The organism is Blastococcus litoris (genome assembly GCF_003075095.1).
Classification (GTDB): domain Bacteria; phylum Actinomycetota; class Actinomycetes; order Mycobacteriales; family Geodermatophilaceae; genus Blastococcus_B; species Blastococcus_B litoris.
The window spans coordinates 410,702-425,814 of record NZ_QCZF01000001.1 but is presented as its reverse complement, the minus strand read 5'-3'; the positions used below and the strand labels follow the sequence as shown (position 1 = coordinate 425,814).

The 15,113-nt window shown below is 75.9% G+C and carries 13 protein-coding genes and 1 tRNA gene; 5 read left to right on the top strand and 9 right to left on the bottom strand.

Going from position 1 to position 15,113, the window contains the following annotated elements; genetic code table 11:
* Positions 1 to 6: 6 nt before the first annotated feature.
* The 3 genes from DCS98_RS02120 to DCS98_RS02110 form a co-directional block, all read right to left on the bottom strand.
* Positions 7 to 2,769, bottom strand: coding sequence for a helix-turn-helix transcriptional regulator (locus DCS98_RS02120; protein WP_116449668.1), 2,763 nt, complete (start codon positions 2,767 to 2,769; stop codon positions 7 to 9).
* 88 nt (positions 2,770 to 2,857) lie between these two features.
* Positions 2,858 to 2,930: transfer RNA gene (locus DCS98_RS02115), tRNA-Thr, on the bottom strand.
* Between the two features lie 77 nt (positions 2,931 to 3,007).
* Positions 3,008 to 3,703 (bottom strand): hypothetical protein, encoded by a 696-nt coding sequence (locus tag DCS98_RS02110; protein WP_116449667.1) that lies wholly within the window; start codon positions 3,701 to 3,703, stop codon positions 3,008 to 3,010.
* Between the two features lie 149 nt (positions 3,704 to 3,852).
* On the opposite strand from DCS98_RS02110, the gene DCS98_RS02105 reads away from it, so the two are divergent.
* The 4 genes from DCS98_RS02105 (at position 3,853) to DCS98_RS02090 (ending at position 8,352) form a co-directional block, all read left to right on the top strand.
* Positions 3,853 to 4,749, top strand: coding sequence for a universal stress protein (locus tag DCS98_RS02105; RefSeq protein ID WP_116449666.1), 897 nt, complete (start codon positions 3,853 to 3,855; stop codon positions 4,747 to 4,749).
* Positions 4,750 to 4,803: 54 nt separating this feature from the next.
* Positions 4,804 to 5,571: an ABC transporter permease gene (locus DCS98_RS02100; RefSeq protein WP_116449665.1), complete on the top strand. Its 768-nt coding sequence runs from the start codon at positions 4,804 to 4,806 to the stop codon at positions 5,569 to 5,571.
* Between the two features lie 103 nt (positions 5,572 to 5,674).
* Positions 5,675 to 7,036, top strand: a complete 1,362-nt coding sequence (locus DCS98_RS02095) for a S1C family serine protease (RefSeq protein ID WP_241037047.1) — start codon at positions 5,675 to 5,677, stop codon at positions 7,034 to 7,036.
* Between the two features lie 41 nt (positions 7,037 to 7,077).
* A complete protein-coding gene (locus DCS98_RS02090; RefSeq protein ID WP_241037045.1) occupies positions 7,078 to 8,352 on the top strand; it encodes a DUF445 domain-containing protein in 1,275 nt (424 codons plus the stop codon).
* Between the two features lie 89 nt (positions 8,353 to 8,441).
* On the opposite strand, the gene rlmB is transcribed toward DCS98_RS02090, so the two are convergent.
* Genes rlmB through DCS98_RS02065 form a run of 5 tightly spaced genes read right to left on the bottom strand, consistent with a single transcriptional unit; the run spans position 8,442 to position 12,526 of the window.
* Entirely contained in the window at positions 8,442 to 9,419 is a 978-nt protein-coding gene (gene rlmB / locus DCS98_RS02085) for a 23S rRNA (guanosine(2251)-2'-O)-methyltransferase RlmB (protein ID WP_241037043.1), read from the bottom strand.
* Positions 9,401 to 10,801, bottom strand: a complete 1,401-nt coding sequence (cysS, locus tag DCS98_RS02080) for a cysteine--tRNA ligase (RefSeq protein ID WP_116449663.1) — start codon at positions 10,799 to 10,801, stop codon at positions 9,401 to 9,403. The genes rlmB and cysS overlap by 19 nt, the downstream gene beginning before the upstream one ends.
* A gap of 25 nt (positions 10,802 to 10,826) precedes the next feature.
* Positions 10,827 to 11,333 carry a 2-C-methyl-D-erythritol 2,4-cyclodiphosphate synthase gene (gene ispF, locus DCS98_RS02075; protein WP_116449662.1) on the bottom strand — a complete coding sequence of 169 codons (507 nt, stop codon included), beginning with the start codon at positions 11,331 to 11,333 and terminating at the stop codon, positions 10,827 to 10,829.
* Positions 11,330 to 11,992: a 2-C-methyl-D-erythritol 4-phosphate cytidylyltransferase gene (ispD, locus tag DCS98_RS02070; protein ID WP_116449661.1), complete on the bottom strand. Its 663-nt coding sequence runs from the start codon at positions 11,990 to 11,992 to the stop codon at positions 11,330 to 11,332. The genes ispF and ispD overlap by 4 nt, the downstream gene beginning before the upstream one ends.
* 51 nt (positions 11,993 to 12,043) lie before the next feature.
* Complete coding sequence (locus DCS98_RS02065) at positions 12,044 to 12,526, bottom strand: CarD family transcriptional regulator (RefSeq protein WP_026857724.1); 483 nt, start codon at positions 12,524 to 12,526, stop codon at positions 12,044 to 12,046.
* A gap of 172 nt (positions 12,527 to 12,698) precedes the next feature.
* Between DCS98_RS02065 and DCS98_RS02060 the strand changes: the two genes are divergently transcribed.
* Positions 12,699 to 13,505, top strand: coding sequence for a UbiA family prenyltransferase (locus DCS98_RS02060; RefSeq protein WP_116450124.1), 807 nt, complete (start codon positions 12,699 to 12,701; stop codon positions 13,503 to 13,505).
* 1 nt (position 13,506) lies between these two features.
* Here the strand turns inward: DCS98_RS02060 and DCS98_RS02055 are convergent, their stop codons facing one another.
* Positions 13,507 to 15,084 (bottom strand): cryptochrome/photolyase family protein, encoded by a 1,578-nt coding sequence (locus DCS98_RS02055; RefSeq protein WP_116449660.1) that lies wholly within the window; start codon positions 15,082 to 15,084, stop codon positions 13,507 to 13,509.
* Positions 15,085 to 15,113: the final 29 nt, after the last annotated feature.

Genomic DNA, 15,113 nt, shown 5'->3' with positions numbered 1-15,113 from the left:
ACCGGGTTACCGGGCCACTCTGGCGGCGAGTGCCGCTGCTTGTCCACGGTTGCTGACCTGGAGCTTGTGCAGCACGCGGGACACGTGGACGCCGACGGTCCGCTCGCTGATGAACAGGCTGCGGGCGATCTGCCGGTTGGTCGCCCCGGTGCCGAGCATCTCCCACACCTCGTGCTCCCGTTCGGTCAGCCCGTAGGGCCGGTCCTCGGCCGGCGTGCGCGGCGCCGGCGCCGCCGACAGCCGGGTGCGGGCGAGCAGCCCGTCGATCTCGGCCAGCAGCGGGGCCGCGCCCAGCCGCTCGGCGATCTCCCTGGCCGCGGACGCCGCGGCGGACGCGCGGTCGCGGCGCTTCTCCCCCACGTGGCACTCGGCCTGGCGGAACAGGCAGTACGCCTCCTCCAGCGGTCGGTCGACGGCCCGCCACAGGTCCACCGACGCCGCCCAGCCCTCCGCGGTGTCCGCACCACGGGCCCGGTCCCGCTCGTTGCGCGCCGTCCGGTGGTCGGCCGCCTGGCCCTGGTCGTCGTCGTCGGCCGGGGCGAGCCGGTCCAGCTCCTCCTCCAGCGCCGCGAGGCGCGCCTCGGCCGCCGGGTCCGCCCGCCCGGGCACCGGCCCGCGGCGGTCGGCCTCGTTGCGCAGCCCGATGACGAGCAGCTCGGTCTGGAACGCCGAGTCCTGCGTCTGCGCCAGGCGGTCGAGGGCCTCGACGACGACGCGGTGGCAGCCGGCGTGATCCCCCTCCCGGGCCAGCAAGGCAGCCGTCACCGTCGCGATCGCCGCGACGACGGTGGGCTCGTCGACGTCGCGCAGCGGATCGGCGGCGGCCAGGCTGGCCCGCGCCCCCTCGGTGTCGCCCGTGGCCAGCCGCAGCTCGGCGCGCTCGAGGTGGAGGTGCAGCCCCTGCCCCTGCGTGACCCGCCCGTCGAGGAGCTCGGCGAGCACCTCCTCGCAGCGCTCGTACTGACCGCGGCGGCGCAGCATGTTGGTCGCGTTGCAGGCGAGCGCGGAGCCGACCGCCAGCTCCAGGCCGTACTCCGGCAGGATGCGCAGCCCTTCGAGCGCGGCGGCGCACGCCTCCGCCGGCATGCCCGAGTACTCGTAGGCGATCATCAGGTTCGCGTAGCTGCGGCAGAGCACCGCGTGGTCCTCGACGTCCCGCGCCAGCCGCACGCCCTCGCGGATCACGTCGAGACCCGACGGGTCCCCGCGGAACGCCGCCGCCGCGCCGCGGGTGGTCAGCGCGTCGGCCAGGACCGCCGTCGTGCCGTGCTCGCGCGCGGCCGCGACCGACCGCTCCGCGTACCCGACGGCGTCGTCGAACTCGGCCATGATGAACGCCGCGCGCGCCTGGGCGCCCCAGACCTGGGCGTGGCAGGCGGTCACCTCGGCGTCGAGCGCCTCCGCGGCCTGCGCGTACGCCGCGCGGCTGCGGCTGGTGTGCCCGGCCTCCCAGAGGAAGCAGCCCAGGCGTTCGAGCGCGCTCACGCGGTCCGGCGCCGGGATGCCCGGGGCCTGCAGCGCCCGGTCCAGCAGGGTGACCGCCGCGGCCGGATCACCCGCGAGCCGGGCGACACCGGCGGCCTCCAGCGCCAGGTCGAGGTCGCCCTCGGCGTCCGGCCGCCCGAACTGCAGCGCGCGGCGGTAGTGCGCCCAGGACTCGGCGTAGGCGTTGAGCCGCCGGGTGCTGCGTGCTGCCCGCAGGCTCCACTCGGCTGCCTGGGCCTGCGCGCCGGCCGCCTCCCAGTGCACGCTCACCGCGGCCGCCGTCACGACGTCGTCCGACCGGTCCTCGGCGAGCGCGTGGGCCGCCCGGCCGTGCAGGTCGCGCCGCTCGAACGGGAGCAGCTGGCCGAGCACCGCGTCGCACATGAGGCTGTGCCGGAAGGCGTAGTCGGCGCCCTGGACGACGAGCACCCCGGCGCCGACGGCCTCGCGGACGGCCGCGCCGTAGCGCTCCGGCGGCAGCGCCGACGCCCGGAAGAGGTGCTCGTCGGACACCCACAGGCCGAAGACGGCGGCGGCGCGGACGAGGGCGGCGGCGTCGGGGCCGAGGCGGCGCACCCGCGCGAGCAGCATGTCGGTGACCCGCCGCGACCCGGGGTCCTTCACCAGCTCGCCCAGCAGGTAGGGGTGGCCCTGGGTCTGCTCGTACCAGGTGTCGGCGTCGACGGTGGCGTCCCCGGTGAGCGCGGCGACCAGCTCCCGGGTCTCCTCGCGGTCGAGCCGCTGCAGCTCCATGCAGGTCGCACCGGGGATCCGGGTGAGCTCGGCGACCGCCTCCTGCACGCGGGCCAGGTGCGGTTCCTCGTCGTCGCGCAGCGTCAGCACGAGGCTCACCCCGCGGCGCCGCGCCTGGACGGCGAGGTAGACGAGGAAGTCGCAGGTCGTCTCGTCGGCCCACTGCAGGTCGTCGATGACGATGGTGGCCGTCGGGGACCCGGCCGGCGCGAGCGCGTCGGCCCAGCGCCGGATGGCCCGCAGCCGCTCCTCGGCCGACTGCTCGGCGCCGTCGGAGGCGTCCGGCCAGCCGCCCCGCGCGTCGAAGATCATCTCGAGCGCCGCCAGCGGCAGCGGCTGCCCGGCGAGCTGCAGGCACGCGCCCTCGACGACCTCGGTGGCGGCCCCGACGCGCTCGGCGGCCACGAGGGAGGACTTGCCGACGCCCGCCTCGCCGCAGATCAGGACGACGTGGCCGGGTTCTGCGAACGCGGCAGCGACGGTCGCCCGATGGTGCGCCCGCCCGACGTAGGGGACCCCCACCCCGATCACCCCGACATCCTGCCTGCGCGGATGCGGGTCGTCCAGGTTCTTCCTGCCCTTCGGGGCCGGACGGCGTGCACGCGCACGGCGACAGCGGAGCCGACGAGGGGACTTGAACCCCTAACCGCCCGATTACAAGTCGGGTGCGCTACCAATTGCGCCACGTCGGCGGCCTGGGAACGAGTCCCGGCCCAAGGATAGGGACCGCCCCGGGCGGCAACGGGGTGGCATCAGCTGCCCATCGCCCTCAGGCGGCGTCGGTGCCGGCGGCCGGGTCGCCCTGCACGGGCCGCCCCTGGACGTAGTCGGCGGGATCGGTGCCCAGGGCCGGCCCCTCGGCGAGCCAGCGCGCGAAGCCCGCCGGGTCGCGCCGCTCGAGCTCGTCGAGCGTCTCCTCGCGGCGCCGGACGAGCGCCTGGCGCTCGACCGGGCTCAGCTGGGCTCCCAGGGCTGCGGTGGTGCGGATCCACTCCCGTCCGAGCGCCGGCGTGGACAGCGAGGAGAGGCTGGTGCCCGCGGCACCGGGCGAGGGCTGGGGATCCACCGGGAGCCGCAGCACCTCGGCCCCGGACGCACCTCCGGGCGCCCGACCGTGCCGCCGGGAGGAACCCGCGACCCGGACCAGCAGCCACGCGCCCACCGCCAGGACACCGGTCAGGACGGCGACGACGCCACCGGTCAGGACCGCGACGCCGGCCAGCGCCAGCAGGCCACCCACGGTCCACCCGGCAGCCTGGACGGCGGATTCCAGGACCGGCCGGCGGTCGTGCCGCGGGATGTCCCGCGTGATGCCGACGGCGATGCAGCCGGCCAGCAGCCCGGCGACACCCACCGCCACCCGTCCCGCCGGTTGCAGCCCCAGACCGCCCAGCACGACGAGGGCGCCGGTGCAGAGCACGCCCAGCCACCGCAGCAGCCGGGCCAGGAGTCCGCGGACGGGCACGGTCGGCCTCCAGGGCGACGGTGGGACAGAGCCTCCCCCCTACCCGCGCCACCACGCCGTTGCACACGGGCACGGGAGGTCTTCCCTCCCGCCGCGGGGACGAGGACGCTCGGGGGCAGGCGGACCCAGCCGACACCCGGAGGTGCCCCGTGACGACCTCGACCCCCACCGCTCCCCTCGGCGGACCGGCCCCGGCAGCAACGGAGGACGGCTCCGCCCGCGAGATCGTGGTCGGGGTCGACGGCTCGGAGGTGGGGCTCGGGGCCGTGCGGTGGGCCGCACGGGAAGCGGTCCGGCGCAACGCCCCGCTGCGGCTGCTGCACGCCGCGCCCTACCTCGGCACCCGCAGCGGCGGGTCGCCGCCGCCCGAGCTGCCACGGGCGCGGCGCATCACCGCGCAGGCCTACACGGTCGCGCGGCACACCGATCCCGCCGTCCAGGCCTCGACCGAGGTCGTCCCGGGTGACCCGACCGACGCCCTGCTGCGCGCCGCAGCGTCCGGGCAGCTCGTCGTGCTGGGCAGCCTGGCGACCGGCGCGCCCGACGAGCTGGTGCTCGCCAACGTGGCGGTCCGGGTGGCCGCCCGCTCGCCCCAGCCCGTGGTCCTGGTCCCCCGCCCGAGGTCCGGCGAGCCGAACGGGCGGCCGACGGTCGCGGTGCTGGGCGTGGGCGCCCCGGAGGACGACGAGGCCGTGGCCACCTTCGCCGCCGAGTCCGCCGGGGCGAACGGCGGGGACCTCACGGTGGTCCAGACCCGCACCCCGGGACGCGGGGCAGCCGCCGGCTGGGTCGACGACGACGACCGGTGGCGGGAGCGGTACCCGGAGCTGACCGTCACCCGGACGCAGATGCCGCACGCCGGCGCCGACCGCCTCCTCGCCGCCACGTGCCCGACGCCGCTGCTGGTGATCAGCGCCGGGTCGGGCAGCCTGCTGCACCGCAAGCTCGACGGCTCGCACCTGCGGCTCATGCGGCACTGCACGTCACCGATGGCCCTGATCCCCCCGGTGCACCGGCGACGCGAGGGCGACGCCGCGTCGGCCTGACCGCCCTCCCCTCCTGCCGGAGGACCCGCCGCCTGCCCGGCAGGATGGCGCCCCGTGGGTGCCTCCGTGGTGGACCTCGGCCCGCGGCTGGCCGTGGTCCTCGTCGTGCTGACCGCGCTCGCCGCCGTCGGCGGACGGCTCTCGGGGCTCGGGCAGGACCGCCCGGTCGTGGTCGCCGCGGTGCGGGCCACCGTGCAGCTGGCCCTGGTGTCGGCGGTCCTGCTCGTGGTGGTGCGGTCGCTGTGGCTGTCGGCCGTCTTCGTCGTGCTCATGCTGACCGTCGCGACCGCGACCTCCGCCGGCCGGATCACCGGCGCGGGGCTGCGCGGGAGCCGCCGGGCGCTGCCCGCGGCGCTGCCGATCGTCGCCGGCGCCCTGCCCGTCGTCGCCCTCGTCCTGGCCAGCGGTGCGGTGCCGCTGCGCGGTGAGGCGGTGATCCCGGTGGCCGGCATCCTCATCGGCGGGGCGATGACCGCGACGTCCCTGGCCGGACGACGGCTCCGCGACGAGCTGACCGCCCGCCGGGGCGAGGTCGAGGCCGCGCTCGCCCTCGGGATGCTCCGCCGGGACGCCGTCCTGCTGGTCGGCCGGCCGGCGGGGGCGACCGCCCTCGTGCCGCCGCTGGACCAGACGCGGACGGTCGGGCTGGTGACCCTGCCCGGCGCGTTCGTCGGCGTCCTGCTCGGCGGCGGCAGCCCGCTCGAAGCGGGCGCGGCGCAGCTGCTGGTGCTGATCGGCCTCCTGGCCGCCCAGGTGCTGGCCGTCTGGGGCGTCACGGAGCTGATCGCGCGCGGCCGTCTGCTGGACGACGTGCCGGCGTGAGCCGTCCAGGAATCTCACAGGGCGTCCACAGCGCTGCACCAGAGCGCCACCCGACAGTGGAGGCAACCGCAGCCGAACGGCTGCGCGCGAGGAGGACACCGACGTGACTGAGCACGGCCACCCCACCACCCCGGGTTCCGGCACCGGCCCGGGGACCGAGCCCCGCTCCGGCGAGGCGGTGAACCCCGCTGCCCCGACGCCGACCTACGGGTACGGCGCCCCTGGAACGGCCCCCTGGGCCGGGCCGCAGACCCACCCGACGGCGCCGCACCCGACCACACCCCAGCCGCCGTCGTACCCCGGCTACGGGGGGTACCCGACGCCGACCGTCGAGTCGCCCGCCGCAACCGCGACCGCCACGGCGCCGCGTCGCGCGGGCCGGCTCCGCATCGGCCTGGCGGGCCTGGTGGCCGGCGCGCTGATCGGTGGCGGAGCCGGAGCCGGCGTGGCGACCCTGTTCGACGACCCGTCGTCCGCCAACGGCGCCGACGCGGCCGCGCAGAACGTCGTCATCCAGGACCCGGAGACGGCGACCACCGCCACCGCCGCCGCCGCGAAGGCCGCGCCCAGCGTCGTCACCGTCTACGTCACCAGCAACTCGGCGTCGGGCAGCGGCTCGGGCGTCGTCCTCACCGAGGACGGCTACGTCGTGACGAACAACCACGTCGTCGCCGAGGGCGGGGGCGCGCAGACCGTCCAGGTGCGCACCTCCGACGGCACGCTGTACGACGCCACGGTCGTGGGCACCGACCCGGCCGCCGACATCGCCGTCCTCCGGCTCGAGGGCGCCGACGGGCTCACGCCGGCCACCTTCGCCGACTCCGACGACGTGCAGGTCGGCGACGTCGCGGTCGCGATCGGCGCCCCGCTCGGCCTGTCGAACACCGTCACCGACGGCATCATCAGCGCCACCGACCGCGCCGTCGCCACCGGCTCCACGCAGGACGACGCCACGGTCATCGACGCCCTCCAGACCGACGCCGCGATCAACCCGGGCAACTCCGGCGGAGCGCTGGTGAACGGTGCCGGCGAGGTCATCGGCATCAACACCGCCATCGCCACGGTGGCCTCGGGGGCGCCGGGCTCGCAGTCGCAGAGCGGCAACATCGGCGTCGGCTTCGCGATCCCCAGCAACACCGCGAAGCGGATCGCGCAGGAGATCCTCGAGACCGGCTCCGCCACCCGCGCCGTGCTCGGCGTGCGGGCGCAGACCGCCGCCGACGACCAGAACTCCGGCGTGGGCACCGGGGCGCAGATCGTCAGCGTCGAGCCCGGCAGCGCCGCCGCGGAGGCCGGGCTCCAGCAGGGCGACGTGATCACCGCCGTCGGTGACCGGCCGGTGACGACGTCCACCGAGCTCACCGCCGCGGTCCGCAGCCAGGCACCCGGCGCGACGGTCGAGCTGACCGTCCGGCGCGGTGAGCAGACGCAGACCGCCGAGGTCACGCTCGGGTCCACCAGCTGAGCCCCGCGGAGGGTGGCGGCCGGGTCCGTAGGCTCCTGGAGGTGCCGGACCTGACCGCCCCCCTCGCCGGGTCGCTGGACGACCCGGAGCGGGCCCGCGACCTGGCCCGCATGAAGCGGCTGGCGACCGGGCTGTTCCTGCTCGCCGCCGCCGTCTTCCTCGCCTGCGTCCTCGTGGGCGAGGACGCCGGCGCGTGGGTGGGCTACGTCCGCGCCACCGCCGAGGCCTCGATGGTCGGCGCACTCGCCGACTGGTTCGCCGTCACCGCGCTGTTCCGGCACCCGTTGCGGCTGCCGATCCCACACACCGCGATCATCCCGCGCAAGAAGGACCAGATCGGCGCCAGCCTCGGCACCTTCGTCCAGGAGAACTTCCTGACCCGCGCCGTCGTCGAGGAGAAGCTGACCACCGTCGACGTCCCCGGCCGGCTGGGCGGGTTCCTCGCGGCACCGGGCCGGGCCGAGCGGCTGGCCGGCGACGCCTCGGCCGTGCTGACGGCGCTCACCTCGCTGCTGCGCGACGAGGACCTCCAGCCCGCCGTCGCCTCGCTGGTCGACCGCAAGGCCCACGAGACGCCCGCCGCCCCGGTGCTGGCCCGGGTCCTCGAGCTCGTCGTCGAGGGCGACCGGCACCAGGAGGTGCTGTCGGCGGCGCTGCGGCTGCTGGCGCGCTTCCTCCACGAGAACCGCCTGGTGTTCCGCGCGCAGCTGGGTGACGCGTCCCCCGCCTGGGTGCCCGACTGGGTGGACGACCGGGTCTTCGACAAGGTGTTCGCCGGCCTGCAGGGCTTCCTGGAGGAGGTCGGCGCCGACCCGCGGCACGAGCTGCGCCGTTCCTACGACGCCCGCCTCCGCGCCTACGTGCACGCGCTGCGCACCGACCCGGACACCGCCGCCCGGGTCGAGGACCTGAAGAAGGAGCTGCTCGAGCACCCGGCGGTGCGCGCCTGGTCCGGCTCGCTGTGGACCAACGCGAAGAACGCCGTCCTGGCCGCGGCCGCCGACCCCGACTCGGAGCTGCGGGCCCGGATCGCCGCGCTCATCGGCGACGCCGCCCGCCTGCTGCAGACCGACCCCACCGTGCGCGAGCTGGTGCAGCGGCACACCCACCGGGTCGCGGGCTACCTGGTGGAGCGGTTCTCCGGCGACCTGGCCGACCTCGTCAGCAGCACCGTCGCCCGTTGGGACACCGACGAGACCAGCCGGCGGATCGAGCTGCAGGTCGGCCGCGACCTCCAGTGGATCCGCGTGAACGGCACCGTCGTCGGCGGCCTCGCCGGCCTGGTGATCTACACGATCGCCCAGCTGCTGGGGTGACCCGCGATGATCAGGTCAGCTGATCGTCGCGGGTCCTGGCTCAGCACCGGACGTGAGCCACGACCCGGAATGATCAGCTCAGCTGATCATCAACGGCGGGCTGCCGCGGCGGCGTAGAGGGCGATGCCGGCGGCGACGCTGACGTTGAGCGACTCGGTGTCGCGGTCGATCGGGATGCGGACGACGACGTCGCAGCGCTCACGCACCAGCCGGGACAGGCCGGCGCCCTCCGCCCCGACGACGAGGCACACCGGGTCGGCGAAGCCGTCGTACTCGTGCAGGTCGACCTCGCCGTCGGCGGCCAGGCCCACCGTCTGCAGCCCCGACTCCTGGTACGAGCCCAGGGCGCGGGCCAGGTTGACCGCCCGGGCGACCGGGATGCGAGCCGCCGCGCCCGCGCTGGTGCGCCAGGCGGAGGCGGTCATGCCGACCGAGCGGCGCTGGGGGACGACGACGCCGTGGGCGTCGAAGGCCGCGGCGGACCGGACGACGGCGCCGAGGTTGCGCGGGTCGGTGACGCCGTCCAGCGCGACGAGCAGCGGCGCGCGCCCGGAGTCGCGGGCGACGTCGAGCAGGTCGTCGGGGTGGGCGTACTCGTAGGGCGGGACCTGCAGGCCGATGCCCTGGTGCAGCGCGCCCTGCGACATCCGGTCGAACTCGGCCTTGCCGACCTCGAGCAGCGGCAGGCCGCGGTCGGCGGCCAGGGCGAGCGCCTCGGTGATCCGCTCGTCGGTGGTGCGCCCGGTGTCGCCGGTGACCACGTACAGCGCGGTCGCCGGGATCTGCGCGCGGAGCGCCTCCACGACCGGGTTGCGGCCGAGCAGCAGCTCCGGGGCCTCCTCGGCGCGCTGCCGGGCGCGGGTGCGCTCGGCCCGGGCCCTGGCGTCGGCCGCGGCGCGACGCTGGGCGGGGTGGCCGGGCCGGGCGGCGGCCGGCGGGGTCGCACCCCGGCCGGCGAGCGAGCGGCGGTTCTTCCCACCGGTGCCTGCGGTCGCCCGCTTCTTGCCGGCACCGTCGCTCCGGCCTCGGCGCTGGCTGTTGCCGGCCATCAGCGGGTCAGCTCCCATCGGGTTCCTTGCGGGGTGTCCTCGACGGAGACGCCGAGGGCGGTGAGCTGGTCGCGGATCGCGTCGGCCGCCGCGAAGTCCTTGCGGGCGCGGGCCGCCTGCCGCTGCTCCAGCGCCAGCGCGACGAGCCCGTCGGTGGCCTGCGCGAGGCGCTCGTCCGCGCCGCCGGCCCACGCCGGGTCCAGCGGGTCGAGCCCGAGCACGCCCAGCATCGCGCGGACCGCGCCGAGAGCACCGGCGACCGCGGCGTCGTCGCCGTCGGCGAGCGCGGTGTTGCCCTGGCGCACCGCCTCGTGGATGGCGGCGACCGCGGCGGGGGTGCCGAGGTCGTCGTCGAGGGCGGCGCTGAACTCGGCCGGCAGCTCCGGCTTGCCGGCGTCCGCGCCCACCCGCTCGGCGGCCCGTGTCACGAAGGACTCGATGCGGCGGAAGGCCACGCCCGCCTCGGCCAGCGCCTCGTCGGTGAACTCGATCGTGGACCGGTAGTGCGGCGCGATGAGGTAGTAGCGGAGCTCGATCGGGCGGACCCGGCGGACGACCTCGTCCACCAGCGCGGTGTTGCCCAGCGACTTGCTCATCTTCTCGCCGCCGAGGGTCACCCAGCCGTTGTGCAGCCAGTACCTGGCGAAGCCGTGACCGGCCGCGCGCGACTGGGCCTGCTCGTTCTCGTGGTGCGGGAACCGGAGGTCCAGCCCGCCGCCGTGGATGTCGAAGTCCGGTCCGAGGAACCGCTCCGCCATCGCCGAGCACTCCAGGTGCCAGCCCGGCCGGCCACGGCCCCACGGCGTCGGCCAGGACGCGGTCTCCGGCTCGGAGTCCTTCGCGGCCTTCCAGAGGGCGAAGTCGCGGGGGTCGCGCTTGCGCTCGTCCGTCTCGGTGTCCGCGGCCGCCTGCATGTCGCCGATCTTCTGCCCGGTCAGCGCCCCGTACTCGGGGAAGGAGCGGACGTCGAAGTAGACGTCACCGCCCGAGGCGTAGGCGTGCCCGCGCTCGATGAGCCGGTCCATCAGGGACACCATGTCCGTGATGTGGCCGGTCGCCCGCGGCTCGTAGGTGGGCGGCAGGACGCCGAGGACGTCGTAGGCGCGGGTGCAGGCCAGCTCGTTGTCGTAGGCCCAGGCCCACCACGGGACGTCGTGCTCGGCGGCCTTGGCCAGGATCTTGTCGTCGATGTCGGTGACGTTCCGGACGTAGGTCACCTCGTACCCGGACCTCATGAGCCAGCGGCGGAGGACGTCGAAGGCGAGCGCGGCCCGGACGTGGCCGATGTGCGGCGGGCCCTGGACGGTGAGCCCGCAGACGTAGACGGAGACCTGACCGGCACGCAGGGGCGTGAAGTCGCGGACCGCGCGGGCGGCCGTGTCGTACAGGCGGAGGCTCACTGCGGGGAGTCTACGGAGCCCGCGCTCAGGGCCGTGCCTCGCTGGGCCCGGTCTCCCCCGTGCGGACCACGAGTGCCGTCGCGACGGCCGCCCGTCCCTCGCCGCGGCCGGTCAGGCCGAGCCCGTCGGTGGTGGTCGCGGCGACGCTGACCGGCGCACCGAGTGCCGCGGACAGCGCGGCTTCGGCCTCCTGGCGGCGCGGCCCGAGCTTCGGGGTGTTCGCGACGAGCTGCACCGACGCGTTGCCGATCGACCAGCCGGCCTGGGCGAGCACCTCCCGCACGTGCTCGAGGACCGCGATGCCCGCGGCCCCGGCCCAGCGCGGGTCGTCGGTGCCGAGCAGCCCGCCGATGTCGCCGAGGCCCGCGGCGGACAGCAGCGCGTCGGTCAGCGCGTGCGCGACGACGTCGCCGTCGGAGTGGCCGGCGCAGCCGTCGGCGCCGGGCCAGTCGAGGCCGGCGAGCCGGCACGCGCGTCCCGGTTCGATCGGGTGGACGTCGGTGCCGACGCCGACGCGGGGCAGGGAGGTCACCGGCCCACCTGCGCCTCGGCCAGCGCCAGGTCGTGCGCGACGGTCACCTTGGCCGCCCGCTCGTCGCCGGCGACGGTCACGACGGCGACACCGGCGGCCCTGACCACCGCGGCGTCGTCGGTCAGGTCGGCGTCCGCAGCGAGGGCTGCGTACGCCGAGGCGAGGACGGCGCGGTCGAACCCCTGCGGCGTCTGCACCCGGCGGAGCGCCGAGCGCGGCGGCGCGCCGGTGATGACTCCGTCGTCGTCGACGACGACCGTGGTGTCGACGACCGGCAGCACCGGGACCACCGCCGGGTGACCGGCCGCCAGCGCGGCCAGGACGCGGCGGACCATGTCGGGCGGGGTGAGCGGCCGGGCCGCGTCGTGCACGAGGACGACGTCGGCACCCGGCGACGCGGCGTCGATACCGGCCCGGACCGACGCCGTCCGGCTCGCGCCGCCCTCGGCGAGACGGACGTCGCCCGGCAGCGCGGCGGCGAAGGCGTCCCTGCAGCCGGAGGGGACGGTCACCACGACCTCGTCCACGCCGCCGGCACGGAGGGCGTCGACGGACCAGGCGACCAGCGGCCGGCCGGCGAGACGAACGAGGGCCTTGGGCACGTCAGCCCCCAGACGCAGACCACTCCCGGCCGCTGCGACGATGCCGACAGCGTGCACGGGAGTGGTCTGGGTGTCTCTGGTGGAACAGCGAGCTCAGGAGGCCTGGGCTCAGCTGGCGAGGACCTCGTCGAGGAGGACCTCGGCCTTGTCCTCGTTGGTGCCCTCGGCGAGGGCGAGCTCGCTGACCAGGATCTGGCGGGCCTTGGAGAGCATGCGCTTCTCGCCGGCCGAGAGGCCCCGGTCCTTGTCGCGACGCCAGAGGTCGCGCACGACCTCGGCGACCTTGTTCACGTCGCCCGAGGCCAGCTTCTCGAGGTTGGCCTTGTAGCGGCGCGACCAGTTGGTCGGCTCCTCGGTGTGCGGGGCGCGCAGCACCTCGAAGACCCGGTTGAGGCCTTCCTGGCCCACGACGTCGCGGACGCCGACGATCTCTGCGTTGTCAGCCGGAACGCGCACGGTCAGGTCGCCCTGAGCGACCTTCAGCACGAGGTAGGCCTTCTCGACGCCCTTGATGGTCCGCTGCTCGATCGCCTCGATCAGCGCGGCACCGTGGTGCGGATAGACGACGGTCTCGCCGACAGTGAAGCCCATGTGGATGTGACCCCTTTCGCTGACTCCAGACTACCACGGCAGACTGACCAACGGATCGGCTCCAGACAGTAAATGTGCAGGTCAGCAGCCTGGTCGAGTACGGGAGAGGGGTTGACAGAGCGTGGTCGATGTGCCTCCTCGGGGTCGGGCGACGGCCTCCACGGTGCGCGCGATGGTGCTCGCGACCCACGCCGGACCGGCCCTCGCGGTGACCACCGTGGCCACCCTCCTGGCGGTCGCGGCAGGCGTTCCCGTGGGACGGGTGGTGCTGCTGTGCGCGGCCGTCCTCGCAGGTCAGGCGTCCATCGGGTGGAGCAACGACTGGCTGGACGCCGACCGCGACCGCACCGTCGCGCGCACCGACAAGCCCGTCGTCCAGGGGGCGGTGACGCCGTCCCTGCTGCGCTCGGCGGCCCTCGTCTCGGTGCTGCTGGCCGTCGTCCTGTCGCTCCTGCTCGGTCTGGTGCCCGGGGTGCTGCTCCTCGTCCTCGTGGCCAGCGGCTGGGCCTACAACGCCGGGCTGAAGCGGACCGCGATGTCGATCGTGCCGTACGTGACCGGCTTCGGCGCCCTCCCCGCGGGCGTGGTCGCCGCCGCGCCGGGGACACCGCTGGCCCCCTGGTGGCTGGTCACCGCCGGCGGCGCGCTCGGTGCCGCCGCCCACCTGGCCAACGTCGCACCCGACCTCGAGGACGACCTGGCCACGGGCGTCCGGGGCCTCCCCCACCGCCTGGGGGCCGTGCCCTCCGCCGTCCTGGGGGCGGCGCTGCTCTTCGGTGCCTCCCTGGTGCTGGCGCTGGGGCCCGAGGGCGCGCCGACCGGGCTCGGGATCGCCGTCGTCGTCGTGGCCGTGCCGGCCGTGGTGCTGGCCGCGCTGGCCGGCAGCGCCCGCTTCCGGCGGCTCGCCTTCCCCGCGGTCATGCTCCTGACCGTCCTGGACGTCGTGCTGCTGCTCGCCGGGGGCACGACCCTCACCTGACTCACGGCGCCCCGGTGCCCCGGAGGCGTTCCTGCTCGACGACGGCGGGGAGGTCGCGCAGGCGGTCGAGGCCCTGCAGCGGCCGGCGCATGCGGTGGTTGCCGGCCAGCTGCTCCCGGGTCCGGTCGAGGAAGGCCCAGTAGCCGGCGGTGTAGGGGCAGGCGTCCTCGCCGAGCCGTTTCCGCGGGTCGTACCGGCAGCCGCCGCAGTAGTCGCTCATCCGGTCGATGTAGGCACCCCCGGCGGCGTAGGGCTTCGTGGCCAGCGCCCCGCCGTCGGCGTGCTGGCTCATCCCGACGACGTTGGCGACCATCACCCACTCGTAGCCGTCGACGAAGCTCTCGTGGAACCAGTCGGTCATCGCCGAGGGGTCGATCCCCCGCTGCAACGCGTAGTTGCCGAGCACCATCAGGCGCGGGATGTGGTGCACCCAGCCGTCCCGGCGCAGGTCGCCGAGCACGTCGGAGAGGCAGGCGGCGTCCACCGCCCCGTCGTCGAGCCCGGCCAGCCAGCCGGGCACCGGCTCGCGGGCGCCCAGGGCGTTCGCGTGCCGGAAGTCGCGCCCCAGGTGCCAGTACATGTGCCAGACGTAGTCGCGCCAGCCCATGACCTGCCGGACGAAGCCCTCCACGCTGTTGAGCGGCAGCAGGTCGCCGGCCGCCGCGCGGTCGCGGGCGCTCCGCTCCGTCGCGACGACCACCGCCAGCGGGTCGAGCAGGCCCAGGTTGAGCGCGGGCGAGAGCAGGGAGTGCGCCAGCCACCGGTCGCCGGTGAGCATCGCGTCCTCGTGCGGCCCGAAGGCGCCGAGCCGGTGCTGCAGGAAGTCCTCCAGCCGGTGCAGCGCCTCCGCGCGCGTGACCGGGAACAGGCGCGGGCCGTCGTCCCCGACGAAGGAGACGTCGCCGTCGGCCTCCCACCGGTCGAGGTCCGCGCGCACCTCCGCGTCGATCTCGTCCTCCTCCGGCCACCACGGTTCCGGGACGCCGATCCGCCCGTCCGCCGGCGGCGGCTCCCTGTTCTCGGCGTCGAGGTTCCAGCGGCCGCCCACCGGCTCCGCACCGTTCATCAGGACGTCGTGGCGGCGGCGCGAATCCCGGTAGAAGTCCTCCATGAGCAGGCGGCGCCGGCCCCTGCCCTCGGCCCAGCCGGCGAACTCCGCCTGGGTGGTGACGAAGCCGCGGGCGGCGAGGACCTGCAGGTCGCGTCGTGCCAGCACGAAGTCCCGGCTCCGCCACGAGGTCGGCGCGCAGACGCTCACCGGGCCGGCCACCCGGTCCAGCGCCTCGGCGTAGGTGCCGACCTGGTGGAACTCCGCGCGGTCACCCAGCTCGGCGGCGCGGTGCCGCAGCGCCGACAGGACCAGGTGCGCCTTCTGGCGGTGGAACCGCCGGCGCGCCAGCACGGCGCGGGACTCGATCAGCAGGACCGGCTGGTCCGGTCCGTCGAGGAAGTGGGGTCCGAGCTGGTCGGCGAAGCACCAGCGCCGCGTCCGGGGCGCCCGGTGCGGGAAGTCGGCGAGGGCCGGGTCCGCGTCGTGCGGTCCCGGCCCTCCTCCGTGCTCGCCTGCGCCCGCCGCCACCGGCACATCGTGGGGTGGGCGGTGCGGAG